This is a genomic window from Novosphingobium sp. PhB165 (genome assembly GCF_004341845.1).
Classification (GTDB): Bacteria; Pseudomonadota; Alphaproteobacteria; order Sphingomonadales; family Sphingomonadaceae; genus Novosphingobium.
Genome location: NZ_SLVB01000012.1, coordinates 103911 through 126788, shown reverse-complemented (window position 1 = coordinate 126788; position 22878 = coordinate 103911). Strand labels below are relative to the sequence as shown.

The 22878-nt window shown below is 63.7% G+C and carries 21 protein-coding genes; 12 read left to right on the top strand and 9 right to left on the bottom strand.

The annotated features are described in order from the left end of the window. Positions 1-15: 15 nt before the first annotated feature. The gene (locus EDF56_RS23510) at positions 16-1299 is read right to left on the bottom strand and encodes a patatin-like phospholipase family protein (RefSeq protein ID WP_165912347.1); all 1284 of its coding nucleotides are present in this window, start codon (positions 1297-1299) and stop codon (positions 16-18) included. Positions 1300-1365: 66 nt separating this feature from the next. After that, complete coding sequence (locus EDF56_RS26505; RefSeq protein ID WP_243652815.1) at positions 1366-1785, bottom strand: hypothetical protein; 420 nt, start codon at positions 1783-1785, stop codon at positions 1366-1368. Between the two features lie 22 nt (positions 1786-1807). On the opposite strand from EDF56_RS26505, the gene EDF56_RS23505 reads away from it, so the two are divergent. Beyond that, positions 1808-2293, top strand: coding sequence for a YhjD/YihY/BrkB family envelope integrity protein (locus tag EDF56_RS23505; RefSeq protein WP_243652814.1), 486 nt, complete (start codon positions 1808-1810; stop codon positions 2291-2293). A gap of 274 nt (positions 2294-2567) precedes the next feature. Here EDF56_RS23505 and EDF56_RS23500 read toward each other — a convergent pair whose 3' ends face one another. Beyond that, on the bottom strand, positions 2568-5126 hold the full coding sequence (locus tag EDF56_RS23500; RefSeq protein WP_132392173.1) for a TonB-dependent receptor: 2559 nt from the start codon (positions 5124-5126) through the stop codon (positions 2568-2570). 68 nt (positions 5127-5194) lie between these two features. Next, the gene (locus EDF56_RS23495) at positions 5195-5968 is read right to left on the bottom strand and encodes an SDR family oxidoreductase (protein ID WP_132392171.1); all 774 of its coding nucleotides are present in this window, start codon (positions 5966-5968) and stop codon (positions 5195-5197) included. Positions 5969-6451: 483 nt separating this feature from the next. On the opposite strand from EDF56_RS23495, the gene EDF56_RS23490 reads away from it, so the two are divergent. From EDF56_RS23490 to EDF56_RS23460, 7 genes are read left to right on the top strand one after another with little or no spacing between them, the layout of a single operon-like run. Continuing rightward, complete coding sequence (locus EDF56_RS23490; RefSeq protein ID WP_132392169.1) at positions 6452-8101, top strand: class I adenylate-forming enzyme family protein; 1650 nt, start codon at positions 6452-6454, stop codon at positions 8099-8101. A 29-nt stretch (positions 8102-8130) separates the two neighbouring features. Then, complete coding sequence (locus EDF56_RS23485) at positions 8131-9003, top strand: amidohydrolase family protein (RefSeq protein ID WP_132392167.1); 873 nt, start codon at positions 8131-8133, stop codon at positions 9001-9003. Between the two features lie 14 nt (positions 9004-9017). Beyond that, on the top strand, positions 9018-10106 hold the full coding sequence (locus EDF56_RS23480; protein ID WP_132392165.1) for a Rieske 2Fe-2S domain-containing protein: 1089 nt from the start codon (positions 9018-9020) through the stop codon (positions 10104-10106). 32 nt (positions 10107-10138) lie between these two features. Continuing rightward, positions 10139-11653 carry an amidase gene (locus tag EDF56_RS23475; protein WP_243652813.1) on the top strand — a complete coding sequence of 505 codons (1515 nt, stop codon included), beginning with the start codon at positions 10139-10141 and terminating at the stop codon, positions 11651-11653. Positions 11654-11693: 40 nt separating this feature from the next. Further along, entirely contained in the window at positions 11694-12452 is a 759-nt protein-coding gene (locus tag EDF56_RS23470) for an SDR family oxidoreductase (protein WP_132392163.1), read from the top strand. Positions 12453-12505: 53 nt separating this feature from the next. Continuing rightward, a complete protein-coding gene (locus EDF56_RS23465) occupies positions 12506-13039 on the top strand; it encodes an Lrp/AsnC family transcriptional regulator (protein ID WP_243652812.1) in 534 nt (177 codons plus the stop codon). Beyond that, on the top strand, positions 13036-13512 hold the full coding sequence (locus EDF56_RS23460) for an Lrp/AsnC family transcriptional regulator (RefSeq protein ID WP_132392161.1): 477 nt from the start codon (positions 13036-13038) through the stop codon (positions 13510-13512). Before EDF56_RS23465 ends, EDF56_RS23460 begins: the two co-directional genes overlap by 4 nt. 44 nt (positions 13513-13556) lie before the next feature. Here the strand turns inward: EDF56_RS23460 and EDF56_RS23455 are convergent, their stop codons facing one another. From EDF56_RS23455 to EDF56_RS23445, 3 genes are read right to left on the bottom strand one after another with little or no spacing between them, the layout of a single operon-like run. After that, positions 13557-14462: an NAD-dependent epimerase/dehydratase family protein gene (locus EDF56_RS23455; RefSeq protein ID WP_132392159.1), complete on the bottom strand. Its 906-nt coding sequence runs from the start codon at positions 14460-14462 to the stop codon at positions 13557-13559. 27 nt (positions 14463-14489) lie between these two features. Further along, on the bottom strand, positions 14490-14948 hold the full coding sequence (locus tag EDF56_RS23450; RefSeq protein ID WP_132392157.1) for a nuclear transport factor 2 family protein: 459 nt from the start codon (positions 14946-14948) through the stop codon (positions 14490-14492). After that, on the bottom strand, positions 14945-15808 hold the full coding sequence (locus EDF56_RS23445) for an SDR family NAD(P)-dependent oxidoreductase (protein ID WP_132392155.1): 864 nt from the start codon (positions 15806-15808) through the stop codon (positions 14945-14947). The genes EDF56_RS23450 and EDF56_RS23445 overlap by 4 nt, the downstream gene beginning before the upstream one ends. Before the next feature lie 437 nt (positions 15809-16245). On the opposite strand from EDF56_RS23445, the gene EDF56_RS23440 reads away from it, so the two are divergent. Genes EDF56_RS23440 through EDF56_RS23425 form a run of 4 tightly spaced genes read left to right on the top strand, consistent with a single transcriptional unit; the run spans position 16246 to position 19286 of the window. Continuing rightward, positions 16246-17304, top strand: coding sequence for an acyl-CoA dehydrogenase family protein (locus EDF56_RS23440; RefSeq protein WP_132392153.1), 1059 nt, complete (start codon positions 16246-16248; stop codon positions 17302-17304). After that, positions 17301-18479, top strand: coding sequence for an acyl-CoA dehydrogenase family protein (locus EDF56_RS23435; RefSeq protein WP_132392151.1), 1179 nt, complete (start codon positions 17301-17303; stop codon positions 18477-18479). The genes EDF56_RS23440 and EDF56_RS23435 overlap by 4 nt, the downstream gene beginning before the upstream one ends. Positions 18480-18486: 7 nt before the next feature. Further along, positions 18487-18912: a PaaI family thioesterase gene (locus tag EDF56_RS23430; protein WP_132392149.1), complete on the top strand. Its 426-nt coding sequence runs from the start codon at positions 18487-18489 to the stop codon at positions 18910-18912. Then, on the top strand, positions 18909-19286 hold the full coding sequence (locus tag EDF56_RS23425) for a PaaI family thioesterase (RefSeq protein WP_132392147.1): 378 nt from the start codon (positions 18909-18911) through the stop codon (positions 19284-19286). The genes EDF56_RS23430 and EDF56_RS23425 overlap by 4 nt, the downstream gene beginning before the upstream one ends. On the opposite strand, the gene EDF56_RS23420 is transcribed toward EDF56_RS23425, so the two are convergent. Continuing rightward, positions 19276-21765: a TonB-dependent receptor gene (locus EDF56_RS23420; protein WP_132392145.1), complete on the bottom strand. Its 2490-nt coding sequence runs from the start codon at positions 21763-21765 to the stop codon at positions 19276-19278. The two genes, EDF56_RS23425 and EDF56_RS23420, sit on opposite strands and share 11 nt — an antisense overlap. A 195-nt stretch (positions 21766-21960) precedes the next feature. Further along, positions 21961-22836, bottom strand: a complete 876-nt coding sequence (locus EDF56_RS23415; protein ID WP_132392143.1) for a Coq4 family protein — start codon at positions 22834-22836, stop codon at positions 21961-21963. Positions 22837-22878: the final 42 nt, after the last annotated feature.

Here is a 22878-nt window from a genome sequence, read left to right as displayed (position 1 = left end):
CTTTCAGGTCAGCGATCAACGAAGGATCGGCACAAATGCTGGCTGCTTCAGGCAACCGGTGGCCTGGCCCGCACGAGCCTCGCCGATGGCATAAAGTGCGCGCATATTGTCGCGATCGAACAGCGGGGCCTTGGTATCGATTTCGGTAGGCACCAGTGCACAGAGATGAAACGGTATGCCGCGTTCCCGTGCAAAGGCCTTTAGCTCGTCGGCATTGTTTCGATCGAGCTGGCCGAGAACCGTCCCCAGGGCATGCGACATGATGGTCAAGGTTCTGGGCTTCACCACCTCGAAATCGGGCTCGAGGACGCCGTTGTATATGAGGAAGATCGCGGCATTGGATCGCGGGGCGGCCGGGTTGGCCGCAATCAAGCCTGTCGGCAGCGTGAAGAAACCGCCGATGGCGCCGCCGTCGACGTGCATCTCGCTGATCCGGCGACCGCCGATTGTCGTGTCGATCAGTACTGGCGGGAAAGCGCCGGGAATGCTTGCCGAAGCGAGCAGGACACGCCGAAACAGCGCGGCGCGTTCGGGTTCATTGCTTGCGGCGATAGCGCCCATGTCCCAGATCGTGCCCTGCTGAGCGTCGAGCTGCGTGGTCATCACCAGCAGACGCCGCCCGCGCCGATGCTCGGCAGCAATCCGGTCGAGCAGGGCGGGGGTGACATAGCGCGCGATCAGCGCGGCGAGCGGCCGGCTGTCGAGCAGGCTCGGACCGCCGAGAAGGCCGCCCAGAACTCGCTTGCGGTAAATGTCCTTGCTGCTGATATTGGTGTAGATCGCCGTGAGCGTCGGATCTTCCGCAGATCCCAGAAACGCGAAAGGCGCGATCAATGCCCCGGTGCTGACCCCGGTGACGATATCGAATTCGGGCCGGGATCCCGTCCGGGACCAGCCTGTGAGGAGGCCGGCACCGAACGCTCCCTTATCCGACCCGCCTGAAAGCGCCAGCAGCGTTGCAGGAGCCGCGAGCCCGCTCGCCGCGCGATCCTGGCGCAAAGTCTCGCCCCACCGGCTATAGGCGGCGTCATCGCCTTTGGCCCAAAAGCGGATGGGCTGCGCCTGCACGGCCGGGGTCTGCGCCAGATCGCCCAGGCTGTAAGGCGTTCTGGGCGGCATGGTCGCACATGCAGCCAGTATCGAGCTCATCAGTATTGCCGCGAGCAGACGTGGAAAGCTCATACGTCGATTGGCCAGCGTGAGAGCAGCAGCCATGCGCTTTGGCTGAGAACCCGCACTGCAATGAGAAATTGAAGCCCGGTCAGGAGAAGGTGGCACGTAGCCAGTCTCTCCGAGCACGCGTCGAAGACAAGTTATCGTCCATAGGAATGCGACCCCACGAGAGATTTCCAGATCTGCCTCCATTCAATCAGTGCGATATTCCAGAACGCTCTCCTCGCGCATCGGTGGCGGATCGATAAGCAGGCACGTGCATTTTTGCAGCTGCGATTGCTGGACCTGTGCCGGCTCATCCCTCTGGAACGCGGAAACGATGGCGGCGTTTGCGTTCAAAGGAGGGCGAGGAAGATGGCAGGGTCGTGGAGAGAGCATCATTCCCAAAGCGCCTCGCGCGGCGTCAGGCCAAAATCCCGGCGATGTTGCCGGGCGCCTTGTCAGCAATGGTTCGCCGATGAGGCGTCTAAACTCGGCCGGGATCGGCGTTTCTGGAGACCGGGCTGACGCGCCGCCGAAATCCTGCAGCAGCGCTTCAACGCCGTGGCGGATGTCGAGGGCCGCCTGGAGCGAAATTCTCGTCAGAACCTTCAGGGAGACGAGCGACGACAACATAAGCCTCGTGGCGGCAGGCGTGGCCTACTACGGCTTCCTTGCCCTAGTCCCGCTGCTGGGCGCTGCCATCCTCAGCTACGGCCTTGTCGCGGATCCGCAGGATATCGTGCATCATGTCACAAGCATGAGCGAGGTGCTGCCTGACCAGGCTGCCAAGCTGATCGGCGAACAGCTGCTCAATCTTGAACAGACCTCTGCGCAAAGGAAAGGTTTCGGACTGTTCCTGGCGCTGGCGCTCGCTTTATTCGGTGCCCGCAACGGCGCCGCGAGCATTATCACGGCCCTCAACATTGCATATGAAGTCGAGGAAACGCGTGGCTTTCTTTGGGTCAATGCCCTCGCTTTTCTCATCACAGCAGGCGCCGTATGCGTGGGCATCGTCGCGGTCATCGCAATTGCGAGCTTGGGACATCTCGAAGATCTCTTGCCGGGGCTGCCGCAGACGGTTCTGGTGGTGGGAAAGGTGCTTTCCTATGTCTGCCTCGTGCTTGCCGCGCATGGCTGACCGGATCATAGGCTACGCCGACAGGCCGGCCCCGGCCATGGCCGTCCTTTATGAAGCGGCCACAGGCACGCTGGAGCCGGGCAAGGTAGCGGATCTTGTCGTCCTCGACAGTGATCCGCTGACGGTAGCACCGGAAGACCTGCTCAAATTGAATGTGCTGGGAGCATCAAGGACAGCCATTACAATTTCGGGTAACCCGGAACGGGCCGCATCGGGCGCGGACATACAACGCCCGGCCGGGCTGGTAGAATTCTCTCTACCAGCCCGGTTCCGGTCAGTAGGATACGGCGAGCGTCAGGCCGTATGTGCGCGGATCGGAGTAATAGGCGCCGGCATAACCGAGCTGGCCGAAGTCGATGCCGCGATAGAGATCCTTGGCATTGGTCAGGTTCTTCACCCAAAGCCGCAGGCTCGCCTCGCCGCCGCCGAGTGGCATCTGCTCGATGCCGAGCTGGGCATCGATCACGTCGCGGTCGCTGCCCTTGATCGCTTCGTTGAACGGAGTCGAGGTGACGCTGGTGAAGCTGTATTTGCCATCTTCGTGGGTATAGCCGATCCGCGCCTTGATCGCGGCATTGCCCCAGTTGAGCGGGAATTGGGCATTGAAGGCGGCGTTGGCGGTGAGCGGTGAAGTATAGCCCGGGGTCACGATAGAGGCGATATTGATCGGGTCGGCACCCGGTATGGTCGATTGCCCGGCAAGGAACTCCTTGTACTTGATATCGACGTAACCAAGATTGCCGTCAACCGAGAAGTTCTCGGTCAGGATCGCCTGTGTCTCGATCTCGAAACCGTTGTAGATCACCTTGCCGGCGTTGCCGATGCGCGTGGCATACGTGCCGATCGGCGCGTCAGTGCGCGGGATGTTCACCGCCAGGTTCTTGTAGATGTTGTGATAGGCGGCAAGGTTAAGTCGCAAGTGGCGATTGAACAGCTCGGTCTTCACGCCCACTTCGTAGGACGTCACGGTTTCGGGCTCGAAGTGCGGGAGCAGGGTGGTGCCGGTGATCACCGGATCCTGCGAGTTGAAGCCGCCGGAACGATAGCCGGTGGCCGCGCGGGCATAGAGATTGATGCCGTGGGCGGCGTCGTAGCCCGCCATCAGGTTCCAGGTGAACTTGCTGAACTTCGCGTCACCCGTCTCGGGCGTGGCAAGCGGGGCGGCCCCGTTCTGGAAGCGGATCATCTTCTTCTCGTCCCAGGTATAGCGTCCGCCCGCCGTCAGCCGGATGCCGCTGTCACGCCCGCCCGGATAGAAGGTGAACTGGCCGTAAAGCGCCTGGCTTTCGCTCTGCGCGGTATAGGTCAGCCGGGCGATCGTGGTGACGAGGCGGTACTGCGCGGGATTGGCGGCAACGAAGGCCGGGCCGAGAGCGCCGAAGTTGGACGAGAAGATGGAATTGGTGTCGAGCACGTAGCCGCTGTTTTGGTAGCCGTCTTCCGAGCCCTTCTCCCAGAAATAGAACCCGCCGACGACCCAGTCGAGCGTGTCGGTATCGCCGGAGACTTCGATTTCCTCGCTGAGCTGCTTGTGGCGGCGCGTGTTCTCGCTGGTGAACAGGTCCTGAGTCGTCGTCGGCACACTGGCGGCGGCGATATAGGGCCGGGCAGCGGCGGGGATCGAGGGAATGTATTGCAGCAGCGATTCCGGCATGCCGTTGAACAGCGAGGCACTAGTATAGGCCGGGCCGGTGATCTGGCCGATGCCGTCGAGATCGGCCAGAGCATAGCTGCGCCAGAAGCGATAGCCGGTTGTCGACTTCACCTTGAAGGCGCCGAAATCGTTCTGGACCTGCAGGTTATGCCCCCAGGTTTTGTCGGTCGCCTTGCCCAGCACGTTGTTGCAGACTTTGCTGCGATAGCGGCGTGTCGGCACGGCCAGCGCGGCGCATTCGGGGTCGGTGAAGGTGGCGGCGGCGAGATATTGCGCGACCGGGGCCTGCTGGACGACCACCACCGACTGGCCATTCACGTCCACCGGCGGATTGTAGGTGCCGTCGGCCACGTTGGTCAGCTGGAAGGCTTGCGGGCTGCCGTCGATGCGGGTCCAGTCGAAGATGTACTGGATGCTGCCGGTTTCGCCCAGTTCCACGCGGGCGGCTGCGCGCACCGCGTCCGAGTTGCGGGCGCCGGGGTCTTTCGAATCCTTGGGCTGGAGGATGTTGTCGACCACGCCGTCGCGCTGCGAGTGGCTGTAGGAAAAGCTCGTGGAAATTCCGGCGATCTGGCCTGGATCGAGGATGATCTTGCCGTTCCAGGCATCGAAGTTGCCATACCCCGCCTCGGCCTTGAGGCGGAATGTCTCCGAGGGTTGGCGGGAGATGAAATGGATCGCGCCGCCGGTGGTGTTGCGCCCGAACAGCGTGCCCTGCGGCCCGCGCAGCACTTCGACGCGCTGGATGTCCATGACGTCGAGCCCCATCGCGCCGGAACGGGCGATGTAGACGCCGTCGACATAGAGCCCGTTCGCCGCGTCGACGCCGAAGCTTTCGCTGCCGCCGTTCGAGATGCCGCGCATCGAGAACACGGCTGCCGAGTTGCTGGTGGTGCCCTGCACGATCGTGACGTTGGGCGCGAGGCCGCTGATATCGCGGGAATCCTGTATGCGCAGTTGCTCGATCTTGTCGGCACCAATGGCGCTGATCGCGATCGGCACGTCCTGCAGGTTTTCCGAGCGCTTCTGCGCGGTGACGACGATTTCGTTGAGGCCGGTGGTGTGCACGCCGGTCTGCTGCGGGGCACTTGACTCCTGCGCTAGGGCCTGTCCGGCGAAGGCGAGGGTGCTGGCTCCGATCAGCAGGCGAAATGCAGTTCTTGCGCGGCGTTTCGGCATCTCTTGTCTCCCATCGATTGTCTTGTTTTTTAGGTATTGGGCCTTGTTTTCGGCCTTTCTGCTGCCGTTCAGGACGGCAAGTAGAGCTGCGCGGCTTTGCCGCCGTCCACCGGCAGGGCCGCGCCGGTCACGTAGCTGGCCTCGTCAGAGAGCAGGAAAACGATGGCGCGGGCGAGTTCCTCTGGCCGTCCGCCGCGACCCATCGGGATCGCCTCGGCAGTGCACGCGGCGATCTGCGGCGCGCGGGCGGCGAATTCCTCGGTTCCGGCGGTCTGAACCTGCCCCGGGACCACCGCATTCACACGGATGCCGAGAGGCGCCCCTTCCATCGCCGCGACCGCGCTGAAATGGACAAGCGCGGCCTTGGATGCCGAGTAGCTCGCCATGTTGGCGGCAGCGCGAATGCCGCACGTGGAAGCGACGTTGACGATCGACCCGCCATCGCCCTGCGCCATCATCCGCATCGCCGCCTTGGTGGCGACGAATGCGGCGTCGGCATTGACCGTGAAGTCCTTGCGCCACTGGTCGACGGTCAGGCGGTCGATCGGGGCGTAGTGCGTCGACATCGCATTGTTGACCAGCATGTCGAGCCGGCCGTGGCGCCGCCCGATATCGGCGATCATCGCGGCCAACGAGTCGAAATCGGACACGTCGAGGCGAATGGCTTCCACCGTGCCGCCTTCAGCTTCGATAGCGGCTTTGGCGAGTTCGAGCCGTTCCTGCCGGCGTCCGCAGATCGCCACGCGGGCGCCCTTGCGCGCCAGTAGCGCGGCGGTGGCGAGGCCGATGCCGTCGCTACCGCCGGTCACGATTGCCACCCGTTCTTCGAGATCGCGGTGCATGCCTTTCCTGTCCTTCCCTCTGGCTCCGGTCCGGTTCCACCTGGCTCCCGCATCGGGGCGGCGTGTTGTCCGGCCGGCTCGTTGCACTATTGAATTCTTCAAAACGCGTAGAATGTAAACATAAAAAATACGAATAAATGCGTTATATGGTATGCGCGAATTGAGGCGGAGGCTTTCGATGTGTGCAAACGATCTGTGCATCGACATTTAGAGGTATGCACCAGATAATGGCGGAATATGGCCGATTTCAGCCAATCTCGCCTAGGCCATGAATGGCCGGGCGCTCCCGTTGTATGGCTTCTAAAGCGCGTAAAAATAATTGTCTTGAAATACGCGATATGCGTAATATCCTCAGCGCATAACGAGAACGATACGAATCGAGAGGTAGGCAATGTCAGGCACAGGTTCGGCTCGGATTGCCGGGGTGTCCGGCGCGGCGCGGGCGAGATGCGCGGCGTCGGCGTACGAGAGCGGGAGCGCCGCATGAGCCGCGTCGATCCGGTATTCGCGCAAGTCACCGCGCCCGGCTCTCCGTTCGAGATCGGGGAGCGGGATGGCCTGCGTATCTTCGTGCAGGCACCGTCGGACCTCGCCCAATTGCTCGAAACCGCGCGGCGCTTCGGTGATGCGACGATGATTGTCGATTTCGATGGGCCTAAGGGCGAACGCCGGCTGACTTATGCCGAAGTCTTCGCATGGCGGGACCGGCTTGTCGGCCATCTCGGGATCGTGCGCGGCGATCGTGTTGCGATCTCCATGCGCAATCGCGCGGAATGGATGGTGGCGTTCCTTGCGGTCGTGCGTGCCGGCGGTGTGGCCGTCGTGCTCAACAGCCGGGGCTCGCCGGCCGAACTCGCCGCGATGATCGACAATGTGTCGCCCGCTCTGGCGATCGTCGATGGCGAACGCGCTGCGGCGATCCGTTCGGGCGGTTTTGCGGGACGCGTGATCGACCTGACGCAGCCGCTGGACGATACCGGCGTGAAGCCGGGCGAACTGGTCCCCGCTGCACCCGGCGATCCTTGCGCCATTCTGTTCACGTCGGGGACGACCGGGCGCGTCAAGGGCGCGGTTCTTTCCCACCGCAGCCTGATTACGGGCCTTTTGGGTACGCAGTTGACCGGGGCCATGGTGCTCCACGGCATGGCCCGCCAATACGGCCTACCGGTCGAAACGATCATGGCGCAAGTGCCGCCGCAGGCGATCCTGCTGGTCTATCCGTTGTTCCACATTTCCGGACTGGGCTCGGGCTTTCTTGCGCCGATGCTGTCGGGCGGGAAGATCGTGACGATGCGCCGCTGGGACGCGGCGGAGGCGGTGCGGCTGATCGCGGCGGAGCAGGTAACGCAGCTTTCCACGGTGCCGACGATGCTGTGGGACATGGTGCACAAGGCGCAGCTTGCCGACGCCGATCTATCCTCACTACGGAACATCGGTTCCGGCGGTCAGGCCCTGCCGCTCAATCTGCTGGAGGAAGTGCGCCGTCTCTGCCCGCATTCGCTGCTGGGCACAGGTTATGGCATGACCGAGACTTCGGGCGCCATCGCGCAGGCTGTGGGCGAGGATTTCCTGCGCTCGCGTGCTTCGGCCGGGCGCGTGTTGCCTCTGGTAGATCTGCGCATCGTCCGCCACGACGGCAGCGAATGCGCAAGCGGCGAAAGCGGGGAGATCATGGTGCGCAGCGCCATGGTCATGACTGGTTACTGGAACCGCCCGGAAGAGACCGCGGCCGTGTTGACCGGGGACGGTTGGCTGCGCACCGGCGACATCGGTTTTCAGGATGACGATGGCTACATCACCATCGTCGACCGTTCGAAGGACATGGTCATTTCGGGCGGCGAGAACATCTATTGCGCCGAGGTCGAACGTGTCCTCAGCGAACTGCCGCAGATCATGGAATGCGCGACGTTCGGCATAGCGGACGACCGCCTTGGCGAGCTGCTTGTTGCCGTCGTGCAGGCGGACGGACTGGGCGAGGAGGAAGTGCGCGAATGGGTAGCGGAACGGCTGGCCCGCTACAAGGCGCCCGCCCGTGTCGTTTTCTCGTCCGGGCCGCTGCCGCGCAACCATTCCCAGAAAATCGACAAGATCGCGCTGCGGGCGCTGTGGCCACAACTGGCCTCCGCCAAGTGACAGCGACAACCGACAGGAGAACACAAGGCATGGGTATGCCCCGTGACATCGGCATCATCGACTGCATGCTCGGCATTCCGGAAGCGGAGGACCGTTCCGAATGGTTCGCGCCGTTCCGCCCGCTGATCAAGGATCAGCAGACGATCCAGCAGTTCGCGATGCCGGCGCAATACATGTTCAAGGACATTCCGCAGACCGGCGACGTGGACGATTTCGTGGCCTGGACCGTCGCGCAGATGGACCGCCACAACGTGGACAAGGCCATGGTCGGCTGGAACGACAATGCCACGTCCTACCGCGCGAAGGAGATGTTCGGGAACCGCTTCTTCTTCGACCTGCCGGTCGATCCCAATCGCGGGATGGAGGAAGTGCGGCGCATCCGGCGGATTCATGCCGAAGTCGGCCTGTCGGCGATCAGTTGCTTTCCGGCGGGAACGCTGCCGCAAGTGGCGATCAACCACAAGTACATGTTCCCGATCTACGCCTGCGCAGAGGAACTGGGCCTGCCGGTGCTGCTCAACGTCGGCATCCCCGGCCCGCGCATCCCGATGGAAACGCAGAAGGTTGAGCATCTGGACGAGGTCTGCTGGTTCTTCCCGGACCTGAAGATCGTCATGCGCCACGGGGCGGAGCCATGGGAGGCGCTGGCCGTGAAGCTGATGCTGAAGTGGCCGAACCTCTATTACTCGACCAGCGCCTTCGCGCCCAAGCACTACCCCAAGGCGATCGTCGATTACGCCAATACGCGCGGCGCGGAGAAGATCCTTTACGCCGGCTATTTCCCGATGGGCCTCAGCCTGGAACGCATCTTTTCCGACATGGAGAACGTGCCGTTCAAGGATCACGTCTGGCCCAAGTTCCTGCGCGAAAACGCGATCAGGGTTTTCGATCTCAAGTCATGACCGGAGAGGTACCCATGTCCGAAGCCGATCCGCGCGCCGCCAGCGATGCGCGCACGCCGCCTGTTGCCGTCTGGCAGATTCTCGAAAAACTGCGCGGTCAGGACCTGGTCGATTGGCGCCTTGCCGAAGTGAAAGGCCGCGCCTCGGTCGAGACGCGCAACCTGAACAACGGCATCCCGTTCGGCTGGTATCCGATCGACCTCTCCGCCGACCTTGCGGTGGGTGAGGTGAAGCCGCTGCATTACTTCGCCAAGGATCTGGCGATGTGGCGCGGGGAAGACGGGCAGGTGCGCGTGGTCGATGCCTATTGCCGCCACCTTGGCGCGCACATGGGGCACGGCGGCAAGGTCAACGGCAATCTGCTTGAATGTCCGTTTCACGCCTGGCGCTATGACGGGGATGAGGGCGTGGTGAAGGAAATTCCCTATGCCCGCGTGATCCCGCCGCAGGTAAAGCGCAAGTGCGTGCGCACCTGGCACGTGGTGGAGGTGAACCGCTGGATCTGGGTCTGGTATCACCCCGAGGACGCCGATCCGCTATGGGAAGTGGCTGTGCTGCCGGAGGCAACCGATCCCGACTGGACCGACTATGAGGTCCACGAATGGAACGTCTGGGGTTCGCTGCAGAATATGGCCGAAAACGGCGTGGACTTCGCCCACTTCAAGTACATCCACGGCACCGCCAATGTGCCGGAAGGCGAACTGCGCTGGGGCGAATGGGGCCGCGGCGCCGACGTGAAGGCGAAGATGGGCACGCCGATGGGTGAAGTGGACGGCCTTATCAGCTATGACACGATGGGCCCGGGGCAGAGCTGGACGCGCTTTACCGGTATTTCCGAAACGCTGATGATCGCCTGCCTTACGCCGGTGAGCGAGGATCACGTCCATGCTCGCTTCTGCTTCACCCAGCCCAAGGCGCAGGCCGAAGGACCGATGGGGCGGCTGGCCAAGGGCCTGATCCGCGACATCTGCAAGCAATTCGATCAGGACAAGGTGGTGTGGGACCGCCAGAAATTTGAGCCCTCTCCGATCATCTGCGACGGTGATGGACCGATCCCGCAGTTCCGCAAGTTCTATTCCCGCTTCTACGCACGGCAGGATTGAACATGGCGGACATGCCGGGAGAAGGAACGTCGATGACCCGTCGCACGATGATCGCAGGTGCGGCGGCGGCCGGGGGGCTTGCCGCCGCACCTGCCCTTGCAGCAAAGGCTGCAAGGGCAGGCTCAGGCCATCCGCTAGACACGCACGATGCCGTGGGTCTGGCGGAAATGGTGCGGGTGCGTCAGGTCTCGCCCACCGAACTGCTCGATGCCGCGATCGGCCGGGCGGAGGCGCTCGACCCGCGCTTCCACTTCATGGCGCAGCGGCACTACGACTATGGCCGGGCCGCGATTGCCAAGGGTTTGCCCGATGGCCCGTTTCGCGGCGTGCCCTGGCTGCTCAAGGACCTGAACACCTATATCGCCGGTCTGCCGACCGGGAACGGTAGCCGGTTCTTCAAGGACTACCGTCCGGACGTGACTTCCGAACTGGTCCGCCGGATCGAGAAGGCGGGCTTCGTCGTCTTCGGTAAGACCGCGGTGCCCGAACTGGGCCTGACCGGCACGACCGAGAACCAGGTGACCGGCGCTACCCGCAATCCGTGGAACCCGGCGCATATCGCCGGTGGTTCGTCGGGCGGGGCGGCGGTGGCGGTGGCGTCGGGGGTAATCCCGGCCGCGCACGCCACCGATGGCGGCGGATCGATCCGCATTCCGGCATCGTGCTGTGGCCTGTTCGGCCTCAAGCCCAGTCGGGGCCGCGTGCCGATGGGGCCGCCGCGCACGGAAGGGTGGGGCGGCCTTTCGGTCCATCACGCAGTAACGCGCAGCGTGCGCGATTCCGCGGCGATCCTTGATGTTACGCACGGTGTGGAGCCCGGCAGCCGCTATTCCGCGCCGACGCCGTACGAGACGTTCCTGGCGCAAGTGACCAAGGCGCCGGGCAAGCTGCGCATCGCGCTGATGCTGGAGGCGCCCTCCCGCGCGCCGATCGATCCCGAGTGCCGCGATGCCGCGCTGGCCGCCGCGCGGCTCTGCGAAAGCCTTGGCCACGCGGTCGTCGAAGCCGCGCCGAAGCTGGACGTCGCCGCCCTTGGCGCGGCCGGTTTCGCGCTGATCGCCTCTTCCGTGGCGGCGGATATGCTGGACCGGGCCAAGGCCACCGGCATTCCGGTGGGCCCCGATGTGCTGGAACCGATCACGCTGGCTTTCGTCGAGATGGGCCAGCACGTCACCGGCATGGACTATGTGCGGGCCAACAATGCGCTGCAGGCGGCGGCGCTGACGATGGCGCAGTTCATGGCCGATTACGACGTGATCCTCTCTCCCACGCTGGCCGCGCCGCCGCTGGAACTGGGCAAGATCAATCTGACGCCGGGCGTCGACTTTGCCGCATGGGGGGCGCGCGCGGCGGCGTTCTCTCCCTTTACGCAAGTGGAGAACATGACTGGCCAGCCCGCCATGTCGGTGCCGCTGGGCATGTCGAAGGCGGGCCTGCCGATCGGCGTCATGTTCGTCGGCCGTTACGGCGACGAGGCGGGACTGCTGCGGCTTGCGGGGCAGCTGGAACAGGCCGCGCCGTGGAAGGACCGGCGCCCGCAAGTGTGATCGGCCTCGGCCGGCCAAAGACAATTCAGGAGTACGGGTAATGCGCGGATTGAGCGGCAAAGTCGGCATCGTTGCCGGCGGGGGGCGCGGCATCGGTGCGGCAACGGCGCGCCGCCTCTCGGCCGAGGGTGCGGCAGTGGTGATCGGCGACATCGTCGAGGAATGGGCGTTGGATACCGCGCAGACCCTGCGCGCGGCGGGCGGCAAGGTGATCGGCATGCGGCTGGACGGCACCAGTGCCGCGTCGCAGGCCGGGATCGTGGCGGCGGCACTGGCGGAATTCGGCGGGCTGGACTTCTACCACTCCAACCTCGCGGGCGGGACGGAGGGCGATATCGACGTGCTCAACTGTACGGAGGAGGTTCTGGACCGGTCCTTCGCGATCAATGCGAAGAGCCATTTCCTCGCCACGCAGGCCGCATTGCCGGTGCTGCTGGAGCGCGGCGGGGGGGCGATGATCTATACCTCGTCCGGCGCGGCGATCTCTGGCAATCCGCTGCAGGTCGCCTATCCGATGACCAAGAATGCGCTTCATGCGCTGGTCCGTCATGTCGCGCGCAAGTTCGGCAAGAAGGGCGTGCGTGCCAACGGCATCTGCCCCGGCGTGGTGATGACCGAGGCGGTGGCCCAGCACCTGACCGACGACTATGTGGCCGGAATGCTGGACGCGATCCCGCACCGCAGGCTTGGCCAGCCGGACGATATTGCTGGCGCGGTGGCCTTCCTCGCTTCGGACGACGGCGAATGGGTCAACGGCCAGCTCTGGCACGTCAATGGCGGCTCGCTGCTACGCGATTGAGCATCGATCAAGCCCGGGGATTTCCCAATGCGGAGAAGCGCTTTCGATTCGACGTGCCGTTTCGATACTGGCAAGACCCTTCGCTTATCGGCAACGATGGGAAAGAAACGGGCGAGGGCATGGACGATCTGGCGGACTTCGATGAAACGGACCTGAAGATCGTGGAGCAGTTGCGGCGCAATGGCCGCGCCACGCACCAGCAGATCGCCAAGGCGCTCGACATCGCGCCCACCACCGTTTCCGCCCGGATGCGGCGCATGGAGGAATCCGGCACCTTGCGCGTGGTCGCCGTCTCGGACTTCGCGGTGCATGGCTATCACGTGCTGATCTACATCGGCATCGAGGTCAGTGGGCGCGCGCCGGGCGACGTGGCAGAGGAACTGGCGCAGTTCGAGGAAGTCTTCGCCGCCTATCTGGTGACGGGCCGCTACGAAGTGAGCGTGCTGCTGGCCCTGCCCAACGTGGACGATCTTTCGCAGTTCGTGACCAGGAAGTTCTCGAAAGTGGCGGGCATCCGCTCGATCACGCAGTCGATCGGGCTCGACATCATCAAGTTCGGTCTGGATTCGGTGGAGGACGCGGAATGAGCTGGCCCGATCTCGACGATCTCGATCACCGCATCATCGCGATCCTTTCCAAGGACGCGCGCATTTCCAACCGCAGCATCGCCGCCGATCTGGGGGTCAATGAAGGCACCATCCGCCTGCGGCTGAAGCGGCTGCAGCAGGATGGCCTGATCGCCTTCACCGCGCTGATCAGTCCCAAGTTGGACCGCAGCACCAAGACCGCCTTCGTCTCGATTCAGGCGGACATGACGCGGTTCAAGCAGATCGCCCGCGAACTGCGCCAGATTCCGACGATTCATTCGATCATGACGACACTGGGCCCCTTCAACATCATGACCACGTGCTTCTATCGCGAGATCGAGGATTTGCACGAGGTCACGGTGCGCCAGATCATGGCGGTCGAAGGGGTGCAGCACGTGGAAACATCGATCGCGGTGAAGACGGTGAAGTTCACCAATGGCGTGGTCGGCGTCAGCGCCGTCGCCAAAGGATGATGCCATCGGCCGGCTATTGCGCCGGCCGATAGCGTCTATCCGTCCTATCCGTACTGGGCGGCGATATCGTTCACGGCCGCGCGGACATCTTGCCGCCGATAGCCGAGCAGAGCGGTTTCCACGGGATCGGGTTGGTAATCGATGAAGTTGCCGCGCCCTTGCGGGATCGCCACGTCGGGCAGCAGGGGCATTTCCGCGTCCCGTTCCTCCAGTTGCACATCGGGCCGGCCGGCCGCGTCGAAGAACATCTGGAAGTAATCCCGGAACGACAGATTTTCGTCACCGACGAGATAGGCCTTGCCCGGGGCGCCCCGTTCCAGCGCGCCTTCGATCGCTTCGGAAAGCGAAGTGAATGACATGAAATTGGTGCCGCCGGTCGGTGCGTAATGCGGGATCGGCAGGTTTCCCTTGGCCCACTGGGCGTAAGGTTCGAAGATCGCGCTGGGCAGGCCGGGGACGGTGCCGACCATGAAGGGGGCATTCACGCTGCAGACGTCAAAGCCAGCGCGACCCTCGGCACGCGCCCCTTCGCAGGCGGCAAGGCGCGATTGAATGTAGACATTGCCGTCCAGCAGGTGCGGAGCGGCCTGGGGGTAAAAGCTGCCGAGTTGCACCGCACGGGATACGCCCGCCTCGCGTGCGGCGGCGAAGAACGCGGGAATGGCCACGTCATTGGCGTGGCGTAGCCATGCCCCGAAGTCCGCCCCTGCGGGCACATGGCGCGGATCGTTACCGGCGGCAAAGACGACCCAGTCGAACCCCGCCAGTCGATCCGGGGTGAAATCGCCGGTCACATAGTCGCCCTGGAGATAGGCGAGCTTGGCCATCGGCGTGGCGGCATTGGCGCCTATACCGCGCCCGGTGATGGTGACCTGATGGCCTTTTGCCGCAAGATGAAGGGCGGCATGGCCCCCAAGGGCGCCAGTGCCCCCAACGACGAGAACTTTCATGGACAATCTCTCCGTACAATTGTGGTTCTATCGGTTTTCATTCGGCGGGGGCGGCGGGCCCGGATCGCCGACCGGCCGGTTCTCTTCCCAGTCGACGATCAGGTGCCTGCGGGTGAAGCGCCAGTCGGCACCATCCCGCCGCCATTCGTCCTGATAACGGATCGCCCAGCACATCAGGGCGTCTGGACCCTCTGCATTCGCAATGCGATGTTCCGCCGTGCACAGGGTCTCTCCACTGGCGTGGTCGCCCGCTATTTCCACGATCTGATCGTGGACGATGTGGCGGGTGGCCTTGAACGCGTGCGTCAGAAAATCGATGGATTGCAGGCAGGCCTCGATACCGCTCGCCACGAAACCGGGGCCGGCGATTTCCACCTCCTCTGCAAGAACTGCGCGCCAGTCATCCTTTGAGCGGCGGTCGGCGCCCCGCGCATAGAGTGCGGCGGCGCGGCGCAGGGCGGCGCGATCCTCGTCCTGCGGCGTCATGACGGGACTTTGAGGCCGTTGGCGCTGATGATCGGTACAACCGTCCATTCGCCTTGCGGGGTCTGCATCCAGCCCGAGGCCGCGAGTGCGCCTCCGTCAACGTGGATGGCTGTTCCGGTCACCCAGGAGGCAAGCGGGCTTGCAAGATAGAGCGCGGCTCCGGCGCAATCGGATGGATGGCCGAAGCGGCCGAGCGGGATCCACTTGTCCATATGGTCGCGGTGTTCGAGCGGGATCATGAGGCCCAGCGCGACTTGCGGCGTATCGGTGGTTTCCGGGGCGATGTCGTTGACGCGGATGCCTTCGGGGGCGAGTTCGAGTGCAAGGCTCTTGGTGAAGCCCACCAGCCCCGACTTGCCAGCCGCGTAGACCGAGCAATAGGGGATGCCGCGATAGGCCTCGATCGACGTGATGTTGATGATGGAGGACCCGTGCCCGGCCGCGCGCAGCAGGGGAATCATCGCGCGGTCCATCCGCAGGATATGGCCGAGATTGGTATCGAGAATTTCGTCGATCTCGTCTTCGCCCAGCATTTCGAAGGGGCGTGCATGCACGAAATGGCCGACGTTGTTGACGAGCACGTCCAGTTTCCCGAATTCCGACGCGATCCGCTCTGCAAGAACCTTCGGGGTTGCACGCTTGAGCACATCGCATTGAATGACTCGTGTGCCGGGCAGGTCGGCTTCCACGGCCTTCGCGCGTTCGGCATCGATCTCGGCAATGATCACCTGGGCGCCGGCGTCGTTGAAACTTTCCGCCACGGCTCTCCCGATACCGACGCCACCGCCCGTGACGAGAACTGTCTTTCCGGTGAAATCGAGCGCCTGCTGGGGATGGAATGGGGTGCCTGTCTGGCCCATCGTTTGCAATCCTCTCGTTATGTTTTTCAAATCGCAATATGCGTCGTAAAAACATTAAATCAATGCGCAAATATGGATATAGATTCGATAATAGCCCGTTTATGTTCCGTTAAATGGTTTCCTGTTTGCGAGATGGTTCCCTCTCGATTCAGGCGTCACCCAAGGGGTACATTGAGGATCGTTCAGTGGCAGGGCCGCCCTCTCTGGATTTTATGCGGATATTTTTGAGGTAAAAAATACGCAAATTGTACCTTGAAAAGGTAGTTTGCGTAATATAGCGTGATATCAATCGCACAATTTGCCGCATTGGTGAGGGCGCGACGGGAGGACGCAAGTGCCGTGGCGCTGGCGGCTACGCAGGGTGGCGTGATGCGAACACGGCCGCGCTCTGCGCGGGCCCGACCGTCGGGTGCTTGAGATCGTGAAAGCGGATTGAAATGGAATTCACGTTTACCGACGAACAGCGGATGATTGCGGAGACGGCGCGTGCCTTCTTCTCCGAAAATGCGACCAGTGCGCGCACGCGCGCGGCAATGGAGGGTGAAGGCATCGACCGGGCGCTGTGGCGTGATTTCTGCCAGGAACTGGGCTTTTCCGCTATCTCCATCGCGGAGGATGTGGGCGGGGCGGGCCTTGGCCTTGTCGAACTGGCCATCCTTGCCGAGGCGGCAGGCGCACATGTGGCTGCGTTGCCGATGCTGGGCAGCCTGATGCTGGCCGCGCAGGCGATTGCGGCAGGCGGCAGTAAGGTGCAGCGCGAGGCGTGGCTACCCGCGCTTCTATCCGGTGAGACGATTGCCGCTTTCGTCGAAGATGCCGGGCTGGAAGTGCGCGATGGGAAGCTGACCGGCGGTTCCGGCTTCGTTGCGCATGGTGCGCTGGCCGAACTTTTCGTGGTCACCGACGGCAGCGGCGCATGGTTGGTGCGGCGCGATGCGGCGGGGGTTTCCGTCTCTGCGCAGACGACGATGGATCAGACGCGCCCGCTGGCTGAAGTGCGTTTCGACGGCGCTGCGGCGGAAGCCCTTGCCGACCCGGCCGAAGCGCTCGCCGCGGCCAACCGCGCCGCGCTGGTCGGTCTGGCTGCCGAAGCGCTGGGCGGGGCGCAGGCCAGCCTGGATCGTACGGTGGAATATGCGCGGGAGCGCGTGCAGTTCGGCCGGCCGATCGGCTCTTTCCAAGCCTACAAGCACCGCCTTGCCGACATGATGGTGGAAATCGAGCAGGCCCGTTCGGCCGTTTACTGGGCGGCCTGCGCGGTGGACGAGGGGAGCGAGGAAGCTCCGCTGGCACTCCATGCCGCCAAGTCCTTCGCCGCCGATACCGCTTTTCGCTGCGCGGCGGACATGATTCAGCTCCACGGCGGTATCGGCTTCACATGGGAGCATGACACGCATCTGTTCTTCAAGCGCGCGCGTTCGATCCAGACGCTGCTGGGCAAGGGGGACTGGCACCGCGAACAGGTGGCCGCGATGATTTTGGGAGAAGCGGCATGAAGCTGGGATTTTCGCAGGCGGATGAGCATTTTCGCCAGGAATGCGCCGATTGGCTCAACGGCCAGATGGCGGGTGAATTCCGCGACATCAAGGGCATCACCAAGCTGACCGGCAGCCCCGAACGCCGCAAGGAATGGGAAAAGCAACTCGCCGCACATCGCTGGTCGTGCATCGGCTGGCCGGAGCAGTGGGGCGGGCGCGATGCGACGCTGGCCCAGCAGGTGATCTTTGCCGAGGAATATGCCCGCGCCGGCGTACCGGGCCGCGTCAACCACATCGGCATCGAACTCGCTGGGCCGACGATTCTGACGTTCGGCACCGAAGAGCAGAAGCAACGCTTCCTGCCCGGCATCGCGGCGGGTGAGACGATCTTCTGTCAGGGCTTTTCGGAGCCCAATGCCGGGTCCGACCTTGCCGGCGTACGCACCAAGGGGCGGCTGGAAGACGGGGAATGGGTGGTCAACGGCCAGAAGATCTGGACCAGCCTTGCCCATATCTCGGACTGGATCTTCGTGGTCACGCGCACGGAAGAGGGCAGCCAGGGCCCGCGCGGGCTGACCTTCCTGATGATGCCGATCGACCAGCCCGGTATCGAAATCCGCGGCATCCGCCAGATCAACGGCGATGCCGAATTCAACGAGACGTTCTTTACCGACGCTCGCTGCCCGGCGGACAGCTACATCGGCACAGTGGGCGAAGGCTGGAAGATCGCGATGGGCCTGCTTGCCTTCGAGCGCGGCGTGTCCACGCTGGGGCAGCAGATGGGCTTCCGCAACGAATTGGACGAGATCATCGCTGCCGCCAAAGCCAATGGCGCGGCGGGCGATCCGCTGATCCGCCAGCGTTTGGCCAAGGCAGAGATCGGCCTGCGCCTGATGCGTTACGGTGCGCTGCGGATGCTTTCCAACACCGATCATTCGCGCATGGATGGCGCCGCGCTGACCTACAAGATCCAGTGGGCGACATGGCGCCGCAGCCTTGGCGAGCTGGCGATGGACGTGCTGGGGCAGGCGGGCGAAGTCACGCCGCATCAGGATTACGAATGGGATACGCTGCCCAACCTGTTCCTGTTCAGCCGGGCGGACACGATCTACGGCGGCACCAACCAGATCCAGCGCAACCTGATCGCCGAGCGCGGCCTTGGCCTGCCGCGCGAACCGCGCTGGACGGCCTGACGCCGCGATGGAGCCGGAGGACCCGTTCGAGCGGCTGAAGTCCATGCCCCCGCGCGGGCATCACGCCCTGCTGGGCATCTATCACGTCGCGGCCGGGGCGGACTGGGCAGAGCTGGCCTGTCCGTTCTCGGCGGGATTCCTGATGGATGCCGGGGTGGGGTTGGTTTCCTCTGGTCCGGTCATCTCGCTGATCGATGCGGCGGCGGGGGCGGCGATCATTGCGCGCACGCGGCGGTGGGAGCCGATGGCGACGCTCGACCTCAGGGTCGATTACCTGCGCGCGGCGCGTCCCGAATGCACGCTCCACGCCCGCGCCACCTGCCACCGGGTGACGCGCCGCGTGGCCTTCACCCGCTGCGAAGTGCACGACGGCGATCCTGCCAATCCGGTTGCCTTCGCGGCCGCCAGCTTCTTTTTCACGAGCGAACCATGATCGAACGCGCCCCTTATGCACAATTGCTGGGTGTGCGCGAATGGACCGACGCGCAGGGCAATACCGGCCTCGTCATGCCGGCGTCCCCCGCGTTGGAGGGGAGGCAGGGTTTTCTCTATGGCGGCGTGATCGGCAGCCTGCTAGAACTCGCCTGCCTCGCCGCGCTGGCGGGGGAAGGTGAAGTGGCGGGAGAGCGCCCCCGCCCGATCAACATCACCATCGATTTCCTGCGCGGCGGGTTGATGGTCGAAAGCTATGCCCAAGCGCGCATCGTGCGCCTGGGCAAACGGGTGGTGAATGTGGACGCGACCTGCTGGCAGGCGGATCGCGAGAGCCCCATAGCCACCGGCCGAATGCACATCCTTAGAGCTTAATGGAAAGATCGATGCCGTAAGTCGCCGGATCATCGAACAGTGCAGCAGCGGTCACGCCGGTATTGGAGATGATGTTGATCTGCTGCTTGTTGGTGAGATTGCGGCCCCAGAGCGAGACGGTCGCCGTCGTCGGCCCCAGCGGCAGGTCCATCAGCGAGAGCCGCGCATTGAGCGTCAGCAGTGCCTTCTGGGTGTTCTCCGCATTCATATAATCGTTGGTGTAGGGCAGGCCCGCCGCCGCGAAGCCGGCGCTGCTGAACACGCTCGTGCCGACCACGATCTTGGAGCGCAGCGCCCCGTCCACGCGCAGGGCAAGACGCATCCCGTCATCCAGCGGCTGCACGTATTCGGCCGAAAGGTTCGACATGAAAGTGGGGCGCATCGTTTCGGGATAGTCTGAAACTTTGCTGACGCCGCCGCTCGCCAGAACTTCGGGCGAGATTTCCAGATACTTGAAATCGGTGACGCTGCCGCTGGCGCTTAGCGTCAGGTTCTCGATGGGGATTGCGGTCACTTCGAACTCCAACCCGAAGGCGCGGGCCTTGCCGAAGTTGGCGGTGTATTGGGAGGAGACGATCGGCTCGCAAATGCCGCTGGGCGAAGTCACGCAGCCGGATGAGGCGAAGATGGGCGTCTGCAGGTTGGAATACCGCACATGGAACAAGGCCAGGTTGGTACGCAGGCGGTGGCCCAGCCAGTCGGCCTTCAGCCCGCCTTCCCACGAATAGGCGCGCTCCTCCTTGTAGGGGATCGCTGGGCCCTGGAACACTTTGCCGGTCACGCTGTCCACCGCCAGCGGGCCCGCCGCCGTGCCGCCGGCGATGAAGCTGGTGACGTATTTGGCATAGAGCAGCAGGTCGCGCGAAGGCTTGTAGGTGACGTTCGCGAGGTAGCTGAAATTACCCTTCGAGTATGTGTAGGTCGATCCCGGCTCGCCCGCCGAAGTATCGAAGAAGGTCTTGTCGTCCTGCGTGTAGCGGATGCCGCCCGTCACATCGATCTGGTCGGTGGCGTGCCAGGTCGCCTGTCCATAACCGGCGACTTGCCGGACCTTGAAATAGAAGCTGCGGTCGAAATCGGTGATCGGCGTGCCGGGATGGGCATTGCCGGGGAAGATCTGGAAGGTATCGACCACCGGCAGACCGAACGGATTCTCTCCCGGCGGGGTGCGGCGGTTGTAGTAGAACAGGCCCGCCGTCGCCGCCACGGGCGTGGTGTCCACGTTAAACTGCAATTCGTTGCTGAACTGGCGCAGCTGGTTGCAGCAGCGCACCGACAGCGGAGAGAGCGGCGCGAAAGCGACGGGCGAACCGTCCGGCCCATAGGCGATCGGCACCGTCAGCGTGCCGGTTCCGTCCAGGTTCGAGGTGAAGGCATTGCGATCCAGCGAACGCCAGCTGGTGGTGTTCTTGATCGTCAGATGCTCGTTCGCGCGATAGGTGCCGACGATCAGGTGAGAGGTCGTCTTCGTCACGCTCTTGGTCGTCGTGTCGTTGAACACCACGTTGCCGCGCTTGGTCTGGATATAGTCGTCCAGCGTGGGCCCGCCGAAATAGACTTGCGAGGCGGTCAGTTGGTAGGCGGCGATCCCGCCTGGCGTATCGGGAAAGCCTAGCAGATAGACCGGCGGGGGCGAGAATTCCTGACGCGACCAGTCGAACTTGTAGTCGATCGTCAGGTCGTCCAGCGGTTTCCAGCGCACGGCCGCGTGGACGGCATCGGTGGTGCTTTCACCCAGCCGCTTGACCGACGTCAGCTTGCCCACTTCGCCCGAAGTCTCGTTCGAATAGTCGAGCGTGATCTGGTCGTAATTGCGCACGTCGTTGCGCTTTTCATTGTGGAGGTAGCTGACGGCCGCACTGATTCCGTGCCATTCGGGCAGATCGATCCGCGTCTTGCTGCGGAAGGAGCCGAAGCGGGCATAGCTGAAATCCTGCTTGGCCGCGAAGACGCCGCGCGGGCCGGACGTGATGTAGTTGATCGCGCCGCCGGTGGAATTGGTGCCGAACAGGGTGCCGGCGGGGCCGCGGATCACCTCGATCCGCTCGATATCGGCAACGTCGAAGATGATGCCGCTGAGCGAGCCGAGATAGACCCCGTCGATGTAGTAGGAGATGCCGTTGTCCACCGTCGGGTTGGACGCCGCGCCTGAAACCTGCCCGCGCATCATCGTGGAAGGGATCGCGTTGCCGCCCGGTTGGGTGACGACGTAGAGATTGGGCGCGACCGAACGCAAGTCGGCGATATTCTCGATCCGCGAATTGGCGATCTGGTCGGCGGTGATGGCTGTGACGGCGACCGGCACGCTTTGCAGGTTTTCCGAACGCTTCTGAGCGGTAACGATGATTTCCTGAATGGTGGTCACCGGCTGTGCGGCGGCGTCAGGTGCGGTCTGCGCGGACGCTGCCGTGGCCGTTATGGCCAGCCCCAAGGCCAGCGTAGAGCAGCCCGCGAAACGCGCGAGGTTCAGGTTCTTCATGCAAGTGCCTCCCCAATTTTTGTGGTTTTGTTCTGCCGTTCCGGTCGGTCTTCGCCTGTTTTGAGATTTCGGTGTGGCCGCAGATAGCCGCATCATCCCCTGATGCGCGTGCAGCCGTTCCGGCCCGCGCGGTACCGCGCGCCGCCGGGTCGGCCGGCCCCGCAGGACGCGGGACCGGCCTGGGAGGAGGCCGCCTTACTCGGCGGCCTGGAGAGTCGGTTGGTAGTCGGGATCATCCTCGTTGCAGAGGCGATTGGTATCCAACCAGAGCCCTTCCTCTGCCGGCGTGATCCCCAGTTCGCGGCGGATGTCGACGATCTGCTGGTCAACCCGCGCGCGCCAGTCCACCAGCATCAGCGGCATGGTCCAGTTGCGTCCTTGCTCGGCACCGCGGAATTCGGCTTCCAGATTGACGACCATCGCCTCCGGATAGTGCAGCCCGTCCTTCAGAATCGTCTTGGCCTTCAGGTAGAAGGCGATGCGCGAGAAGAAGGCGGAAAGCTCCGGATGGAAATAGCGCGCCTTGGCATGCATATTCGCGGTCAGCAGCGCGATCTCGCCGCCGTGGTTGGGGCCGAAGCCGGTCACCATATGCTCGATATCATGCGTCAGCGCGGTCTGGCGCAAGTAATAGGTGAAGTCGTTCACCACCTGCACTTCCTGGAAGAACAGGTCCAGCTGATAGCCCGAGTTCACCATGAAATCGCGGATCGCCGCGCCCAGCGTGCCGGGGGCGCAGTGTTCCAGTTCGGCGATGGTGAAGTCCGCCAGCCGCTTTTCCTCCAGCCAACGGCGGAATTCGGGCAGGCGGGCCTTCTCCATCTCGAACAGCTGGATGATGCGGGGCATGTCCTCCAGCTCGTGGAAGATCTGCGCGACTTCGGGGATATAGGCGGTGTTGGGCAGGTCCGGCCCGTTCCGGCGCAGCATTTCCTGCGCGATCAGTGCGCGCAGCGGCGCGTGGTTGAGATAGCGGGAGGAACTGACCAGCACAGAGCTTTGCGTGGTGATCGCCTTGATCGCGCCGTTGAAATAGGCGCGGTCGGCATCGCCGATCGTGGCTTCATTCATCGAGACATCCTTTCCTGCGTGGGGCGCGCTTCTCTCCTTGGG